Raw genomic sequence first — 16,478 nt, 5'->3', positions numbered from 1 at the left:
GCGACTCGTCAGGCAGCGATCACCATGACCGGTGGATACGCCAGGACGCGTCCCCGGCCCCCGGCGCCGATCAGCGACTACGGGCTGCTGGGTGACACCCGCACCGCGGCCCTCGTCGACGGTGACGGCGCGATCGACTGGCTCTGCGTGCCCCGCTTCGACGGCGAGCCCCTGTTCGGCCGGCTGGTCGGGGGCCCCGATGCGGGGACGTTCCGGCTGGGTCCAGCCCGACCGGCCACGGTCGTCGAACGGCGCTACCGGCGGCACACCGCCACCCTGGAGACGACGTGGGAGGTACGCGGCGGACGGCTCACCCTCACCGAGGGAATGGTGGCCGAGGTCAGCGGTCGCCTGCTGCCCACGACACTGATCGTGCGGCGCCTGTCGACCGATGATCCGGCGGTCGACGCCGTCGTCGAGTTCGACCCCCGCTTCGGTGTACGGCACCGCCGGCCACGGGTCCAGCACCGCCGCCAGGCGCTGGTGTGTCAGTGGGGGTCGCTCGCGGTCTCGCTGGGCAGCGCGCCGCGGCTCTCCATCGAGCCGGGCCGCCCCACCTCGATCACGGTCAGCCCGGGCCGTCCGGTCACCCTCGTGCTGGCCGTGGCGCACCGCGAACCGCTGATCCACGTCGACCCGGCAGCGGCCTGGGACCTCCTGAGCGAGGACGAGGACCGCTGGCGGGACTGGACTGCGGAGGTCGACCTGTCACTGCCTTTCCGGGAACACGTCGTTCGAAGCCTGCTGACCTTGCGGCTACTGACCTACTCGCCCTCACGGGCCCCGGTGGCCGCACCCACCACGTCTCTGCCGGAGGATCCCGGTGGGGTACGGAACTGGGACTACCGCTATGTCTGGCCTCGCGACGCCAGCATCGGCGTCAGCGCCTTCCTCAGCGTCGGCAAGCCCGAGGAGGCCCAGGGTTTCCTCGCCTGGCTACTGCACGCCAGCCGGCTACAGCGGCCACGCCTACCGGCGCTGCTCACCCTTCACGGCCGCCGGGTGCCCGCCGAACGGGAACTGCCCGGCTGGCCGGGCTATCTCGGCAGCGTCCCGGTACGGGTCGGCAACGGCGCCGCCGGGCAACACCAACTCGACGGCTACGGCTGGGTGATCGACGCCGCCTGGGCGTTCGTGCAGGCCGGGCACCGTCTCTACACCGAGACATGGCGGGCGATACGCGGCTTCGCCGACATCGTCGCCCATTACTGGCAGGAGCCCGACGCCGGCATCTGGGAGGTACGCGAACCTGCCCAACACGTGCACTCCAAGCTCATGGGGTGGCTCGCCCTGGATCGAGCCCTGCGCATCGCCGACACCCACCCCCTGTCCGGCGGCCGTCGTCGACGTTGGCAGCAAGCTCGAGATGCCATCGCCGCCGAGGTACGGACATCCGGCTTCGACCCGACGGCGGGCAGTTACGTCCGCAGCTACGGCTCCGAGGCCCTCGACGCCGCCCTGCTCGTCCTGCCGCTGCTGGAATTGGACAGCGTCGAGTCGCCCCGGGTGCAGGGCACCATCAACGCCATTCGGGACGGGCTCTCCGCCGGCGGTCCGCTGCTCTACCGCTATCCGCCGGGATGTGACGGCTTCCACGGCACCGAGGGGGCGTTCCTGCCGTGCTCGTTCTGGCTGGTGCAGGCCCTCGCCCGCACCGGGTGCCGCACCGAGGCAATCGAACTGTTCCAGTCCATGCTCGACCACGCCAGCCCACTGGGGCTCTACGCCGAAGAGTTGGACCCGGCGACCGGTGCCCACCTCGGCAACTATCCCCAGACGCTGACCCACGCCGCTCTCGTCCAGGCCGCGCTCGCCATTCGCGACGCCTCCGCTGGCTAGGTCGGGCGAGCCCATGACAGCCGAGCCCACGGGGGATCGAACGACACCCGAGGATGACGACACCAGCCGGTGGGCCATTATGACCACTCAGTGGGCGTCATCGGCTCACTGACGGCTCTCCCTTATCTTCGGCAACAGCGTGCCGTCCTCACACCGCGCCCTGATCTCGCTCTTGTTGCCTGCGGACAGCAGCACCACCTGGATCTCCTTGACGGGTCCGGCGTTGTAGTCCTTGAGGCGGTAGCCGGGGGCAGGAGCGACGTCGACAACGCGAGCCTGATCGCCGGTGCAGAGCACAGTCACCACGCCGCCGAGTGCCCGAAGGGGTGTACCTGGATTCGGGGAGGTCGGCGCCGACGCGGCACTGGACGGCCCCGTCGACTGCTCGGCACTGGGTGACGTTGCAGGGCCCGGGCCGGTCGTCGAACTGGCTCTGGCGATCGGTTCAGCCGGCCCAGTCGGAGCGGTCACCGTGCGGCTCGGTCCGGAGACCGGTGCGGGCACCGCGGACGTCGGCCGGGGAGCAGGTGCCTCAGTGCCAGACACATCGAAGGCGGCACCGGGCGGGGTGGCACCGTCACGTGTGGCGACCCCGCCCGATCTGCCATCGACGGGTATGAACTGGGGGAGCAGGAGCGAAATGGTCCCTGCCGTCACCACGAGAACGGGGATCAACACGGCGTTTGAGATCCGGCGACGCCGACCGGGGGAGAAACCGGCGGTGGTCGGGGTCGACGCGGGCGAGACGGGTGCTGGCTGCGTCGCCTGTTGCACCCGCCGTTCGGCGTCATCGGTCAGATCGTGCAGGGCCGTGGCCACCTCCGCGGCGTCCGGCCGGTCCGCGGGATCCCTGGCGAGACAACGGTCGAGGAGGTGGTGGACCTCGGGGGACACTCCCTCGATGTCAGGCAGCGGTGCCGGATCGACGTACACGTGAGCGGTCAACATCTGCGTGGGGGTCTCCGCCGACCACGGCAGCTCATTGGTCAGCGTTCGGTACAGCAACAGTCCGAGCGCGTAGACGTCGGAGGCAGGCAGGACATTGCCACCGGCGAGCCGTTCGGGCGCGAGGTAGGCCGCAGTGCCCAACAGCTGTCCGTCCGCCTCCAGCTCCGGCCGACCGACAGTGGTGGCGATACCGAAATCGACCACCTTCACACCAGCCGGTGTCAGCATCACATTGGACGGCTTGATGTCCCGGTGCACCAGCTGACGATCATGCGCGGCGGCGAGCGCCTCGGCGACCTGCGCGCACGTCCGCATCGCGGCGGCCGGCGGCAGCGGACCGGCGGCAAGTCGCTGGGACAGGGTCTGGCCGGGCAGCAGTTCCATCACCACGTACGAGACCTGGCGGCCGGCGGCGTCGGTGTGCTCGCCATAGTCGTACACACTCGTCACGTGCGGGTGCCAGAGGCCGGCTGCGGCTCGGGCCTCTGCCTGGATGCGTTGTCGTGCGCCTCGGGCGGTAGCTTGCGCGCCGGCCAGGACCTTGACGGCCACCGCGCGTTCGAGGACCCGGTCCCACGCCCGCCAGACGGCCGACATGCCACCAGTGCCGAGACGGCTCTCGACCTGATACCTGTCGCCCAATAGATCACCGACCATCACTGGGACAGCTTGCCAGAGTGGACCCGCAGCGGCATGACGGTCTACTCCGATGCTGGTCACCGGCGTTTTTCTCGGCTCTACCCGCCTCATCGCCCGGCGCGCCTGACGCATCGGCTGAGAGGGGCGGTAAGGGCCGACAGTGCTCGGCCGGCACTTCCGTGTGTGGTGGGGGAGAATCGAATCATGTTTGTCATCAAGGAGCGGTTCTTCTCGATCGGCGACGACTTCGACGTGCTCGACGAGCACGGCGCCAAGGTCTTCCATGTCGACGGCAAGGTGCTCAGCGTCCGCAACAAGGTCGTCATCGAGGACCCGTCCGGCCATGAGGTCGCCACGCTGCACCGGCACCTGGTGGCGTTGCGTCCCACGTACGAGATCCGGATCGGCGGCGAGAAGGCCGCAGAGGTCCGCAAGAAGCTGCTCACGCCGTTCCGCGACAAGTTCACCATCGACGTGCCGGGGCCCGATGACCTGGAGATGAAGGGTGACCTGCTCGACCACGAGTACGTGATCGAACGCGGCGGCACCGAGGTGGCCTCGGTCTCCAAGCGGTGGCTGACGATCCGGGACACCTACGCCGTGCAGGTCACCGCCGGCGTCGACCCGCTGCTCATCATCGGCAGCGTCCTCGCCCTCGACCTGGCCATGAACCGCGACAAGAAGAAGGACGACGACGACTGACCCCGCATTGCTGAGGCTCGTGGCGGGGTCGGTCTGACGCGTTCCTGGGCCGCGATCAGCCCGTAGCCAGGCAGGAGCAGCCGGTTGCGTTACTGGCTGTGGGGCCGGATGTTGTGGTTGAGGTGGAACACGTTGTGCGGGTCCCAGATCGTCTTGAGTGCGGTGAGCCTGGCGAGCTTGGCGGTCGGGTAGGCGCGGCGTACCCCGCGTTGTCCCTCGTCGGCGGCGAGCGAGTTGACGTAGACGCCGTCGGCGTACGGGTCGAGCGCGGCTGCGGCACTGCGAGCGGCCGCCATCCGGATGTCGTCCTCGGATGGCTCGGTCCAGCGGGAGCCAGCGCCGAACTCGAACATGGTGCCGCGGTGGCTGAACGCGGCGTCGGCGTCCACCACGTCGGCGATGGCGCCGCCGTGCGCCTGTAGCCCGACGTTGGCCAGGTGGGCGCTGGTGTGCAGGTCCGACTCGCCGCGCAGCAGGAACGCCTCGATCGCGGCGGTGGGGAACTGCCGCAGGTAGTGCGCACTGGAGTACCGGCGGTAGGCGTGGCCGCCGACGGTGTCGTCGCGTTGCTGCAGTTCCAGGTACGACGGCGTGCTGACCCGTTCGGCGACCGGGCGGCCGAGCGCGCGCAGTGCCGGCAGCAACCGGTGACCCTGAGCCGGGTTGCCGACCCATACGAAGCCGACGGTAGCGAGAGGGCCCCCGGCCGTGCTGTGGACGTCGGCGGTGAAGGTCGCCTGCCGCGGTGCGACGGCGTTGAGGTCCCGCCAGCCTTCGAGCACCGGCACGGCGTCCTCGGCGCGGAAGTCGAACTCGGCGACGAGGGTCCGCGTTCCGGTGTGGTGCAGTTGGAAATCGAAGTCGGTGACGATCCCGAAGTTGCCGCCCCCACCGCGCAGGCCCCAGTAGAGGTCGGGGTTCTCGGTTCGGCTCGCGGTCACCACCTCCCCGTCCGCGGTGACCATCGTGTAGGAGACGACGTTGTCGCAGGCCAACCCATGTTGGCGGGCGAGCCAGCCCATACCGCCGCCGAGGGTCAGGCCGCCGACCCCGGTGTGCGAGACGTTCCCGGCGGTCGTGGCGAGGCCGTACGGCTGTGACGCCCGGTCGAGTGCGCCGAGCAACGCGCCGCCCTGGACCCGGGCGCGTCGCCGGATCGGGTCGACCCGAACGCCGCTCAACGGGGTCAGGTCGATCATCAGGCCGTTCGTGGGGACGGCGAGGCCGGCCACGTTGTGCCCGCCGCAGCGCACCCCGATCTCCAGGTCGAGTTCGCGAGCCAGGCGCACCGCGGCCACCACGTCGCCGACGCTCGCGACCTGCACGATCATCCGCGGGCGACGGTCAATCATGGCGTTCCAGACGGTGCGGGCCGCGTCGTAACCCGGATCACCCGGGGTGAGGAGGCGGCCGTCGAAGCGAGGACTGGTCGTCGTCATACGTCTGAGCCTGACGCAAATCGGTACACCCGGTAAGGTCCGATTTCATGGGCCGTATCAGGACCAATTCGAGCACGGCGGAGGACCTCCTCATCCATGTCGACCGGTCCGCGGCCGAGCCGCTGCACCGGCAGATTGCCGCCTCGATCCGGGGCAGCATCCGCGCCGGCGGGTTACGTCTCGGGACGTCCCTGCCGCCCACCCGCACCATCGCAGCCGATCTGGGAGTATCCCGCGGCGTCGTGGTCGAGGCCTACCAGCAACTCGTCGCCGAGGGCTACCTCACCAGTCGGGCGGGTGGCTACACCCAGGTCGCGGTCGAGCCGGTTCCTCCGTCGGCGGGTCGGCGCGGCGGGGATCGGCCGGAGGCCCGGATCGACTTCGGGTACGGCCGCACCGACGTGTCGTCATTCCCGCGGGCCGCCTGGCTGCGTTCGGTGCGAACGGTCCTCACCACCACGCCGAACGAACGCTTCGCCTACCTCGACGGGCGTGGCGTACCCGAACTGCACGCAGCCCTGATCGACTACCTCAACCGGGTCCGCGGCACGTCGGCCCGCCTGGAGAACGTCGTGATCTGCAGTGGCTACGGTCAAGGCGTCGCGCTGATACTCCAGGTGCTCGCGGCGCGCGGTGCCCGCAGGGTGGCCGTCGAGGACCCGTCCGCGGACGACGACGCCCGCCTCGTCGCGGCCGACCTCGGCCTGGACGTGATCGGCGTCCCGGTCGGGCCGGACGGCATCCTCGTCGAGGAGCTCGAACGCGCCGACGCGGACGCCGTCGTGCTGACGCCCTCGCACCAGTGGCCCACCGGCGGCGTCCTGTCGGCCACCGCGCGGGCCCGGGTCATCGGCTGGGCGCAGCGTCGCGGCGCCGTGGTGATCGAGGACGACTACGACGCGGAGTACCGCTACGACCGCTCGCCGGTCGGCGCCATGCAGGGGCTGGCACCCGACTCCGTCGTCTACTGCGGCACAGCGAGCAAGACCCTGGCGCCAGGGCTGCGTCTCGGGTGGCTGCTCGCGCCGTCACACCTGGTCGACGACATCACGGCGGCCAAGGTACGGGCCGACCGCGGCTCGCCCGTCATCGACCAGTTGACCTTCGCCGACTTCCTCACCCGCGGCGAGTTCGACCGGCACCTACGGCGCATGCGCCCGGTCTACCGCCGCCGCCGCGACGCACTCCTGGCCGCGCTGCGCGCACGTCTGCCCGACCTGGAACCGGTCGGTGTCGCGGCAGGCCAACACGTCGTCACCTGGCTCCCGCGCGACCTCGACGAGGCTCCGGTCGTGGCTGCCGCCGCCCGGCGCGGACTGGTCGTGCAAGGCGTTTCCCGGTACCGACTGAGTCCCGCCGGACCCGCCGGGCTGATCTTCGGTTACGCGACCCTCACCGAACGCTTGATCACCGACGGAGTGGAAACCCTCGCCGACGCGGTCGCAGAGGTCCGTGCGCGAATCTGCCGTTGACGCCCGCCCGCCGTGTCAGGAAGGCCTTGGTGACAGACGACGAGCGAGGCGGCCGTCCGAATCCGGCGGCGGGGTGCACCCAGACTCTGGTGCGTGCCGGTCCAGCCGCGGGGAGCGGACAGCCGACGAGGTGGCCGGGGCCGTCGATGCTCGCGCAGACTGCGGCTCCATGTGTCGCCCACGGCGGTCAGCTCAGCGGCGGGCGCAGCCGTTCGTCATCGAAGACGATCGGCGACGAGCCGGGCAGTCACGCAAGGGCCGACGCACCCCCGCATCGGCGGGCAGTGGCAAGGCAGGGGCTGAAAAGCCCGTACCCCCGTCTGTTCAAGAGGATTGGGCAAGAGGCGAAGAGGATCATTCTTTTCGCGCGCAGGCCGCAGCGGTCTCCTGGAAGGGACACACTTCCCGCGGATTCCGACGAATCCTCATGCCCAGGAGGCACACCATGAAGGTAGCCGTCGTCACCGGTGCAAGCTCCGGCATCGGTCAGAGCGCCGCCCTGCAGATCGCCCGGCGCGGTACCGGCGTCATCCTGACCTACAGCTCCAACGAACAGGGCGCCAAGGACACCGTCGCGCGGATCGAGCAGCAGGGCGGCACTGCCGTGGCGCTGCACCTGGATCTCGGCGACACGGCGGGATTCACCATCTTCCGGGAGGCCGTTGCCGAGGTGCTCCGCGAGACCTTCCAGCGGCACTCCTTCGACCACCTGGTCAACAACGCCGGATTCGCCGGCATGGCGATGATCGAGGACACCCGTGAGGAGGAATTCGACCGGCTCACGGACGGCCTGTTCAAGGGGCCATTCTTCCTCACCCAGGCCCTGCTGCCGCTCCTCGCTGACGGCGGCGCCATCGTCAACGTGACCAGCAACTCCATGCTGCCCCAGGTGACCGCGCCGGGATACTCCGTCTACGCGGCTCTCAAAGGTGCCGTGGCGGTGCTCACCCGCTACATGGCCAAGGAGTTCGGTCCCCGCGGCATCCGCGTGAACTCGGTCGCACCGGGAGCCACCGTCACCCGCTTCGCCGACGACGCGTTCAGCAAGAACCCGCAGATCATTCCGGAACTGGCGAAGACCTTCACTCTCGGCCGCGTCGGCGAGCCCGACGACATCGGCATGGTCATCGCCATGTTGGTCTCCGAGGAAGGCCGGTGGATCACCGCCCAGGACATCGAAGTCTCCGGAGGCCAGAACCTCTGAACCGCTCCTGCTCCTGCTGTGAGCTGTGAGCTGTGAGCTGTGCGCCACGCCAGGCCCCTTGCGTCCACCACCCACGCGCGCACGGCTCGCTCCGCGACGGGCCCGGACAGTCGCCGAGCGGCCGCGCTGCCTGTGGCGATCAACGTGTGCCCAATTCTGCCTGGCAAGAGTCCCTTTCTATAGGTTCGTGCAAGAATGGAGTCATGTCTGACCTGGACGAGATGCGCGAGCTTCTTGACCGGCATGCGCGGCCCGACATGAGCACGGCGATCGACGGCGTCCGGGTATGTAGGTTCGCTCGTCCGAATGCGTCAGCGGCGGGGATGTCCGGGACCGTGCTCGCAGTCATCGCCCAGGGCGGCAAGCGCCTCGCCCTGGGCGAGCGCCTCTACGAGTACGGGCCCGGCGAGTACCTGATCGCCTCTGCCGACCTCCCCGTCACCGGCCATGTCCTGGACACCGGGGAGCCCACCCTGGGCTTCGGCATGACTCTCAACCCCGCAGCCCTCGCTGAGCTCCTGCTGGAAGCCGACCCCCGAGACCTGCCGGTCAACCCACGCACCGCATCACCCGGCATTGCCGTCTCCACGGCCTCGCCTTCACTACTGGACGCCATCGTGCGCCTGCTGCGGCTGCTGGAGCAGCCCGCAGACCGCAAGATCCTCGCTCCCATGGTCAAACGGGAAATCCTCTGGCATCTCCTGCGCGGCGAGCAGGGAGTCTCCATCCGCCAGCTCGGTCTCGCCGACAGCGGACTGGCCCACATCAACCGCGCCGTGCGTCAGATCCGGGAGAACTACGCCACGGCCTTCCGCGTGGAGGACCTGGCGCAGATCGCCGGCATGAGCATTTCCGCGTTCCACCGCAACTTTCAGACCGTCACAGGGATGAGCCCGATCCAGTTCCAAAAACGCATCCGCCTGCAAGAAGCCCGGCTCCTGCTCGCCAGCCACCCCACGGACATCACCGGCGTGGGCCGCAGTGTCGGCTACGACAGCCCCTCCCAGTTCAGCCGCGAATACCGCCGCATGTTCGGCACACCGCCCAGCAAGGACACCCAACTCCGCAATCCGCCAGCAGAACTCGTCACTGCGCTGCCCTGAGCATGACCCTGTCGGGGATCTTGGTTTTTCCCGAAGCGGCAGCACACCGGTGTACCGCAGGGTCGGGGCAGAATGAGATCCATGCCCGCGTCGCGAGACGAAGCTGTGCAGGAGCAGGCGTTGACCGCCGATGTGACGCTCGCCCGTATCAACCAGGGTGTGCAGCTGCATCATGGTCAGGGCCGGCGTGAGGCTGCCCGTGACGTGTTCACGCAGATCTGGGACGAGATCGGCGGGGAACGAGGCGACCCTTTGCATGTTTGCGTTCTCGCGCATTCGATGGCCGACGTGCAGGACGACGTCGAGCAGGAGTTGATCTGGGATCAACGCGCCCTGGCGGCGGCCGGTCTGCTCACCGATGCCCGATTGGCGCAGGTTGGGGTGCCGATGCCGGTGGCGGCTCTGTACCCGTCGTTGCACCTCAGTCTGGCGGAGTGCCACCGCAAGCTCGGCGACCTCGACCGTGCCCGCGAGTACCTTCAGCGTGCACAGGCGGGGATCGGTGCTCTCGGCGATGACCAGTACGGGCAGCTGATCAAGGGCGGGCTGGATCGGCTGACTCAACAGCTGACCTCCAGGTAGAGGCGCGCGCGTGCCGCTCGGCGCCCTCACCGGGGGCATCCGGTGCCATGGTCAGGCGAAGTTCGACGGCATCCGGGCCAGCACGCCGTCGATGATCCGGATCAGGTTGACCTGCGAGGGTGGGCAGGATGTTGCCGCTGCCGGTCAGGCGGGGGAGTGCGGCGGTCGGTAGCCGTAGGCCCCGACGTGGTGGGTGCGGGAGAAGTGCAAGATCAGACGATGTTGCCAAGGGTGCGTGGCGGCGAGGACCACCGCCGCGGCGGAGGCGACCGACGAGTGCGAACAGAGACCTCGCAGTCTCCTCGGGTCGGGCCGAACGGCCGCTCGCCGTGCCTGGCGGGCGGCCGTCCGTACCCTCGTTCAGCTGCCGCTCAGCAGCGGCCGAGATCTTCCCACTGCTGGGTCCAGCCTGGCTCGGACCCCTGTGTCCAGTGGCGTGCCCGCCACAGGTGCTTGCCGTCACCCGACGGCGGACCGCTCGGGTCGCCGTACCTGCTCTTCTCGTGCTTCACCGTCTGGCCACCGGTGTAGGCCGTGCCGAAGGCCCACTCCGGCGCGGTCGAGCAGTTTGCGGCCGGCGGGGGCGTGGTGGTTGGGGGCGTGGTGGGCGGGATCGTCGGCGGCGTGGTGGGTGGGTTCGTCGGGGTTGAGCAGGTGCCCGTCGTGGCGACAGTGTCCGCGAACGCGCTGCCCGCCGACCGGTACGCCGTCGTCTTCGACGTCACCTGCGCCGGGGTCAGGACCTGGTTCTTCGCGAACAACACCCAGTCGACCTGCTGGATGTAGGTGCTCAGTCCGCCGGTGTGGGCCGCCGTGTCGATGAACCAGAGGTTCCAGTTGATCGTCATGGTCTGCCGCGGGTAGAACTTGCCCGAGTGGTCGCCCACCTGGACGCCGTCGATGTAGTAGATGACGTGTCCGTTCGCGACGGTTGCCACCAGGTCGTGCCAGCCGTTGAGACTGCTGCGCTGCTCCGAGTGCATGTTGTCCGCGTACCAGGGGTCGTTGCGGTAGGTGTACCAGGTGGTCTGATAGTTGATCGGGCCGGTCTCGCCCCACCCGCCGTTGGGCAGGTACTCGGAGATGTCCAGCTCGCTGTAGGTCGGGTCGAGGTCACCGTTCAACGGACTGATCGTGAAGAACGTCTGGTTGATGTGGTCGCCGTCGTTCCCACTGGTGGGGGTGTCGGTGAAGCGCACCCGGCTGGCGTAGGTGCCCTCGAGGTAGCGCTTCTGGGTGCTGTAGAGCTCGGCCTGGTTGGTGCCGGCGCCGGTGCCGTCGGTCGAGGCGGTGAGCTGCATGACCTTCTGGCCGCTGACGGTGGGGAAGGTGATGCTGTTCGGTGACCAGGTCGCCCCGGGCACGCCCGGACCGCCGGCGTAGCTGCGCGGGGTCCAGCCGTGCGCGGTCAGGGAGCTGTCGCTCGACGATGTGTAGGAGAAGTCGTCGAACAGGTAGCCGCATTCGGCGGCGGAGGCGCTCGGTGCGCTGGCGAAAACTGCAAGCGTGCCGAGCAGGGCCGCTACTCCCGCGAACCCTATTGATCTACGTTTGTCGATGGACATGAGCCGGGTCCTCCGATGGGTGGGGGTGGAAAGGGGACCTACTTGACCGCGCCAGCGGTCATACCGGCGCGGATGTGCCGTTGGAACGCGACGTAGGCGACGAGCACCGGCAGCATGGCGATGGTCAAACCGGCGAACAGGCCGCTCCAGTCGCTGCGATACCCCTGGCTGACCGACAGGGCGGCCAGACCCTGTGCCAGGACGTACCGGTCCGGGTCGGGGTTGAGAACCAGTGGCAGCAGGTACTGGTTCCAGAGCCCGAGGAAATTGAAGATGCCGACCGCCACCAGGCCCGGCCGGGCCATCGGCAGCATGACGCGGAAGAACACCCCGCCGTGCGAGCAACCGTCGATGAAGGCCGCCTCCGCCACCTCGCCGGGCAGCGTGCGGAAGAACGCGTGCAGGAAGAAGACCGTGAAGGGTACGGCGTACGCCGCGTAGACCAGGACCAGACCGTGGTACGTGCCCAGCAGCCCCAGCTGCTGGACGACGAAGAACAGTGGCACCAGTGCCAGGAACACGGGGAAGAACATCGCCGCGACGAAGGTGTAGTAGATGAACCGGTTGCCGCGGAACTCGTAGCGCGCCAGGGCGTAGGCGACCAGCGAGCCCAACAGCATGGTCAGCACGAGCGCGCCACCCACGACGACGACGCTGTTGAGGAAGTAGCGACCGATGCTGGCCTGGGTCCATGCCCGGGACCAGTTGTCGAACTGCGGCGCGGCGGGCAAAGACCACGGTTCGTTGAGGATCTCGTCGTCGGTCTTGAAGGAACTGACCACCGCCCAGAGCAGGGGGAGCGCGGTGACGACGGCCCAGGCCAGCATGGCGAGGTGCACCGGGAAAGCGGTTCCGGAGCGCCGACCGCGACGTACCGGGGCGGGGCTGCCCGCGCCCGCCGCCGCTCGCTCACGTGTCACCGTCATGCCAGCTCCAGCCTCTCCCTGCGGCCCGATCGCAGTGCCAGCACGGCCAGGGTCAGCGTGGCGAAGAACAGCGCGACTCCCATGGCTGAGGCGTAGCCGAACTTCCCGTACTGGAAGGCGTTGCGGTAGAGCGACAGCCCGATCACCTCGGTCGCGCCGTCCGGTCCGCCGGGCCCGACGGTCATCACCTGGACGACGGCGAAGGCGTCCAGTGCGGCTATGCCCAGGTACACGAACGCGACGTGCACGCTCTCTCGCATCAGCGGAAACGTCACGGTGCGGAAGGTCGCCCAGCCGCCGGCGCCGTCGAGCAACGCCGCTTCGAACAGCTCCCGGGGAATGCTGTCGATCGCCGCGCTGAACAGCACCACGTAGAAGCCCACCGACGACCAGACCAGGACCGCCATCACCGCGATCAGCGCCAGGGACGGCGACGCGAGCCAACTCCGGGTCCACCCCTCCAGGCCGACCGACCGCAGCGCCCCGTTCAGCAGCCCGTTGTTGGGGTTGTAGACGAACCCCCACAGCACCGCGATGACCACCAGGGACAACAACTGCGGAAAGAAGTAGACGATCTGGTACGCGCCGGAGCCCGCGATTCCCCGTCGTCCACCGCGGCCGCCGAGGTGCATCATGCTCGCCAGGAACAATCCGATGCCGATGGTCACCAGTGGCACCACGACCAGCATCACCGCGTTGTTCCGGACCGCGTGCAGGAACAGGGAGTCGCCGCCGAGGCGGGCGTAGTTGCCCGCCCCGACGAAACGCGCCTCGCCGGCGACGCCGGTCCAGTCGGTCAGCGACAGGTAGAAGGCCTGCGCGTACGGCGACAGCACGAACACGGCGTGCAGCACCAGCGCGGGCACCAGCGCGCCCGCCAGAAACCGCCACCGACCGTGTCTCATCAGCGGGTGTACTTCTTCACCGTGGAGTCCTTGGCCAGCCCGTCGGCCGCCTTCTGGATCCGGTCGGACCACTGCCTGGCGGTGATCCGCCTGTTCACCAGCTCGCCGGTGGCGTCGTCGACGGCCTTGGCCAGTGGGGCGTACCAGGTGCGGAAGCGGTAGGTGAAGGTCTCGGTGCCGGCCGCCTGCACCACGTCGCGCACCGAACCGAGGCCGCTGCTCAGGGTGAGGCCGTCGGTGGCCCCGGCCACGGCGGGCAGGGTGCCGGCGGTCTCGGCGAACGCCTTCGCTGACTGCTTGGAGAACAGGATCCGTAGATACTCCATACCGCCGGCGGGATTCTTGGCCTTCGCCGGCACCAGGAACGATTCGCTGCTCGCCGCCTGCACCGCGGTGTGCTTCAGGGCGTCCGCCGTCGTCCGTGCGGGCACCGGTGCCATGACCATGTCGAAATTCGCGGGCGTGACACCCTTCTGCTCACTCTCCAGCCAGGACCCGCACGGAATGATCGCTGCCTTACCCTGCGACCAGGCGGCCTGCGCCTCGGTGTGCGACAGCGCCTCGGAGCCGGACATGAGGTAACCCTTGCCGGCCAGCTCGGCGAACGCCTCGGCCGCGCCGATCAGCCCCGGCGCCTTCCACGCGTTCGGCTCGAGGTTGTCGACGGCCTTGATCAGCGCCGGTCCGCCGGTCTTGGCGGCCATGCCGAGCAGCGGGTCGTTGATGTACTCCGGGTACTTGCCCTGGTAGGTCCAGGGCGCGATGCCGGCCGCCTTGATGGTCGCGCAGAGCGCGAGCATGTCGTCCCAGGTCGTCGGGAAGGTCCAGCCCTTCGCCGCGAAGAGCGGCTTGGAATACCAGAGACCCCAGACGGTGTAGGTGAAGTTGAGCGTCAGCGGGACCGCGTCGAACGTGCCGTCGTCGACGACGCCGGGCAGCAGCGTGTCGCGCACCGTCCTGGCCGGGTCGTCGAAGGCGGGAGCGTCGAGCAGTTCGGTGAGATCAGTGACCTGCTTGGCGGAGACCAGCGTCGCGATATCGAGGCGGCTGGCACCGGTGTTGTCCACGACGTCCGGCGGGGTGTTCGCGACGAATCGAGGCTGCAACGCCTCGCCGATCTTCTGGATGCCCTGATGGTCGATCTTCGCGCCCGCGTACTTCCGGGTGTAGAGCGTCTCGGCGCGCTTGGCGTACTCGTCGCCGTAACCGCCCTTGAAGATCACCACCTCGAGCGGTGCGTCCGCCTTGACGCCCAGCGGGTTGTCGGCGCTCTTGGCGCCGGTGTTTCCGGCGGCTCGGTCCTGGTCCTCGCTACCACCGGTCACGCAGGCGCTCAGCAGGGGCAGTGTGACACCGGCGGTCACCGCCGCGCGCAGCACGGTTCGTCTTGTGGGGTTCGGTCCGGACAGGGGTGAATGGTTCATCAGCTGGGCCTTTTCCCTATGCGGTACGCCGGATGCGCCCGGCGTACCGCGCTTCGATGAGTTTGTTGTGCTCCCGCCCGCCCGGCACGTTGTCGGACAGATAGACCGGCGGGGTGACGTTGAGCGCCAACAGCCGTGCCACCACCTCGGTGACGATCTGCTGGGCCAGCAGTGCCGCGGTGATCGACGAGACGGCCCCGACCGCGCCGGCGCCGTAGTCGAGGGACGCGTCGCCGTACGGTGCGCCGTTGTCGAGCACGACGTCGGCGAGGTCGGCGAGCTTGAGCCCGCTGTCGTGCCGCGACTCGACCCGGGCGGAGTGCTCGACCGAGGTGATCGCGATCAGCGCGTGTCCGCGCTGTTTCACCAGCTGTGCCATCTCCACGACCGCGCCGTTGACGCCGGAGTTCGAGGCGATGACGAACGCGTCGTCGGGCTTGATCGGGGCGAGCGCGTAGAGGCGGTGGGCGACATCGGGAGTGCGCTCGAGTTGCGGGTCACTGAGAACGCTCGTGGGTTCGCCGCCGTACAGGACGATGTCGCGTAGGGCGATCTTGTTGGTGGGTACGAGGCCGCCGGCCCGACCGGCGATCTCCATGGCGAGTGCCTCGGAGTGTCCACAGCCGAACGCCTGGATCACCCCGCCGGCCTGCAGTGTCGCGGTCAGCAGATCGGCGGCCCGCGCCACCCGGTCGCCCTGGGTGGTCCCGACACGTTCGATGGTCTTGGTGATGACCTCGACATAGTCAGCGCTTGTGATCGTCACAGCGGCCTTTCCTTCCGTGCTCGCCTGCGGTTCGCATTGGTGTCCGGCATTCGGTGTGCGTCGACAGCCCGTACGGTGAGTTCGAGAGCTTCCGTGGTGCGCTCGTAGGTCCGCTGTGCGACGGCGACGTAGATGAGGTCGAGGATCAGCAACTGCGAGTGCAGCGCGGAGAGCGCTGCGAGCCGGAACGTGGTCTCGTGCACCGAGGTGGTGAAGACGACATCGGCGACCTCGGCCAGTGGTGAGCGGGCGTACGAGGTGACCGCTACGGTCAGCGCGCCATGATCGGCGGCCTCGGCCAGCATCTCGATCGCCTCTCGGGTTCGACCGGAGTGCGACAGGCTGATCGCGACGTCGCCCGGCCCGAGCAGTGCGGCGTTGGTGAGGGCGGTGTGCGTGTCGGCGCGGTACCGTACCGGCACGCGGATCCGCTCGAGCCGGAACGCCATCTCGCTGCCGGCGGTGCCGCTGCTGCCGAGCCCGAAGATCTCCACTCGGCCGGCGGTGGCGATCGCGGCCGCTACCCGTTCGACAGCGGTCGTGTCCAGGCCGGACGCGGTCGCCTGGATGGCCCTGGTGTCCGCGGCGGTGATCACGTCGAGGACTCCGCCGATCGGGTCCTCCGGCGCGATGTCCCCGGAGATGTCGGTCTCCCAGCGTGCCTGCTCGGCGCGGCCGGTCTCGGTCGCGACGGCCACGCGCAGGTTGGCGTACCCCTTGAAGCCGAGTGCCCGGCTGAAGCGGGTGACCGTCGCGGTGGAGGTCCCGGATCGTTCGGCCAGGTCGACGATGCTGGCGTGCGCCGCCGTCTCCGGATCGTCGAGGATGGCCTCGGCGATCTTCGCCAGGGCCTCCGGCATGGTCGGCCCCTCCATCCGGAGCCGCACCAACAGCCCACCACTCTCACCCGTCACTGATCATCCTTTTCATTGACTGACTATGAGCATGAAAATTACGACCACAT

The 16,478-nt window shown here is 68.9% G+C and carries 14 protein-coding genes; 6 read left to right on the top strand and 8 right to left on the bottom strand.

The features are described 5' to 3' along the window. Positions 1 to 24 precede the first annotated feature (24 nt). Entirely contained in the window at positions 25 to 1,839 is a 1,815-nt protein-coding gene (locus tag ABTW72_RS02740) for a glycoside hydrolase family 15 protein (protein ID WP_350853347.1), read from the top strand. A 105-nt stretch (positions 1,840 to 1,944) separates the two neighbouring features. Here ABTW72_RS02740 and ABTW72_RS02735 read toward each other — a convergent pair whose 3' ends face one another. After that, entirely contained in the window at positions 1,945 to 3,507 is a 1,563-nt protein-coding gene (locus ABTW72_RS02735; RefSeq protein ID WP_350853344.1) for a serine/threonine-protein kinase, read from the bottom strand. A 123-nt stretch (positions 3,508 to 3,630) separates the two neighbouring features. On the opposite strand from ABTW72_RS02735, the gene ABTW72_RS02730 reads away from it, so the two are divergent. Next, on the top strand, positions 3,631 to 4,128 hold the full coding sequence (locus ABTW72_RS02730; RefSeq protein ID WP_502892140.1) for an LURP-one-related/scramblase family protein: 498 nt from the start codon (positions 3,631 to 3,633) through the stop codon (positions 4,126 to 4,128). 89 nt (positions 4,129 to 4,217) lie between these two features. Here the strand turns inward: ABTW72_RS02730 and ABTW72_RS02725 are convergent, their stop codons facing one another. Then, the gene (locus tag ABTW72_RS02725) at positions 4,218 to 5,567 is read right to left on the bottom strand and encodes an FAD-binding oxidoreductase (RefSeq protein ID WP_350853338.1); all 1,350 of its coding nucleotides are present in this window, start codon (positions 5,565 to 5,567) and stop codon (positions 4,218 to 4,220) included. Positions 5,568 to 5,614: 47 nt separating this feature from the next. Between ABTW72_RS02725 and pdxR the strand changes: the two genes are divergently transcribed. From pdxR to ABTW72_RS02705, 4 genes are all read left to right on the top strand, one after another. Continuing rightward, positions 5,615 to 7,039 (top strand): MocR-like pyridoxine biosynthesis transcription factor PdxR, encoded by a 1,425-nt coding sequence (gene pdxR, locus ABTW72_RS02720; protein ID WP_350853336.1) that lies wholly within the window; start codon positions 5,615 to 5,617, stop codon positions 7,037 to 7,039. A gap of 445 nt (positions 7,040 to 7,484) precedes the next feature. Continuing rightward, positions 7,485 to 8,243, top strand: a complete 759-nt coding sequence (locus tag ABTW72_RS02715) for an SDR family NAD(P)-dependent oxidoreductase (protein WP_350853333.1) — start codon at positions 7,485 to 7,487, stop codon at positions 8,241 to 8,243. A gap of 203 nt (positions 8,244 to 8,446) precedes the next feature. Then, positions 8,447 to 9,346, top strand: a complete 900-nt coding sequence (locus ABTW72_RS02710) for an AraC family transcriptional regulator (RefSeq protein ID WP_350853330.1) — start codon at positions 8,447 to 8,449, stop codon at positions 9,344 to 9,346. An 81-nt stretch (positions 9,347 to 9,427) separates the two neighbouring features. Then, on the top strand, positions 9,428 to 9,928 hold the full coding sequence (locus tag ABTW72_RS02705; protein ID WP_350853327.1) for a tetratricopeptide repeat protein: 501 nt from the start codon (positions 9,428 to 9,430) through the stop codon (positions 9,926 to 9,928). A 371-nt stretch (positions 9,929 to 10,299) separates the two neighbouring features. Here the strand turns inward: ABTW72_RS02705 and ABTW72_RS02700 are convergent, their stop codons facing one another. Genes ABTW72_RS02700 through ABTW72_RS02675 form a run of 6 tightly spaced genes read right to left on the bottom strand, consistent with a single transcriptional unit; the run spans position 10,300 to position 16,428 of the window. Beyond that, the gene (locus ABTW72_RS02700; protein ID WP_350853324.1) at positions 10,300 to 11,493 is read right to left on the bottom strand and encodes a glycosyl hydrolase; all 1,194 of its coding nucleotides are present in this window, start codon (positions 11,491 to 11,493) and stop codon (positions 10,300 to 10,302) included. 38 nt (positions 11,494 to 11,531) lie between these two features. After that, positions 11,532 to 12,419, bottom strand: coding sequence for a carbohydrate ABC transporter permease (locus ABTW72_RS02695; RefSeq protein WP_502892139.1), 888 nt, complete (start codon positions 12,417 to 12,419; stop codon positions 11,532 to 11,534). Then, the gene (locus ABTW72_RS02690) at positions 12,416 to 13,324 is read right to left on the bottom strand and encodes a carbohydrate ABC transporter permease (protein ID WP_350853321.1); all 909 of its coding nucleotides are present in this window, start codon (positions 13,322 to 13,324) and stop codon (positions 12,416 to 12,418) included. The genes ABTW72_RS02695 and ABTW72_RS02690 overlap by 4 nt, the downstream gene beginning before the upstream one ends. Beyond that, on the bottom strand, positions 13,324 to 14,748 hold the full coding sequence (gene ngcE / locus ABTW72_RS02685) for an N-acetylglucosamine/diacetylchitobiose ABC transporter substrate-binding protein (protein WP_350853319.1): 1,425 nt from the start codon (positions 14,746 to 14,748) through the stop codon (positions 13,324 to 13,326). Before ngcE ends, ABTW72_RS02690 begins: the two co-directional genes overlap by 1 nt. Before the next feature lie 16 nt (positions 14,749 to 14,764). After that, the gene (locus tag ABTW72_RS02680) at positions 14,765 to 15,514 is read right to left on the bottom strand and encodes a sugar isomerase domain-containing protein (protein WP_350853316.1); all 750 of its coding nucleotides are present in this window, start codon (positions 15,512 to 15,514) and stop codon (positions 14,765 to 14,767) included. Next, the gene (locus ABTW72_RS02675) at positions 15,511 to 16,428 is read right to left on the bottom strand and encodes a MurR/RpiR family transcriptional regulator (RefSeq protein WP_350853313.1); all 918 of its coding nucleotides are present in this window, start codon (positions 16,426 to 16,428) and stop codon (positions 15,511 to 15,513) included. Before ABTW72_RS02675 ends, ABTW72_RS02680 begins: the two co-directional genes overlap by 4 nt. Positions 16,429 to 16,478 lie beyond the last annotated feature (50 nt).

The sequence above is a fragment of the Micromonospora sp. NPDC127501 genome, assembly GCF_040302185.1.
Classification (GTDB): Bacteria; Actinomycetota; Actinomycetes; order Mycobacteriales; family Micromonosporaceae; genus Micromonospora.
Note: the sequence above shows the minus strand (reverse complement) of the source record. Positions and strands in the feature narration are given on the sequence as shown.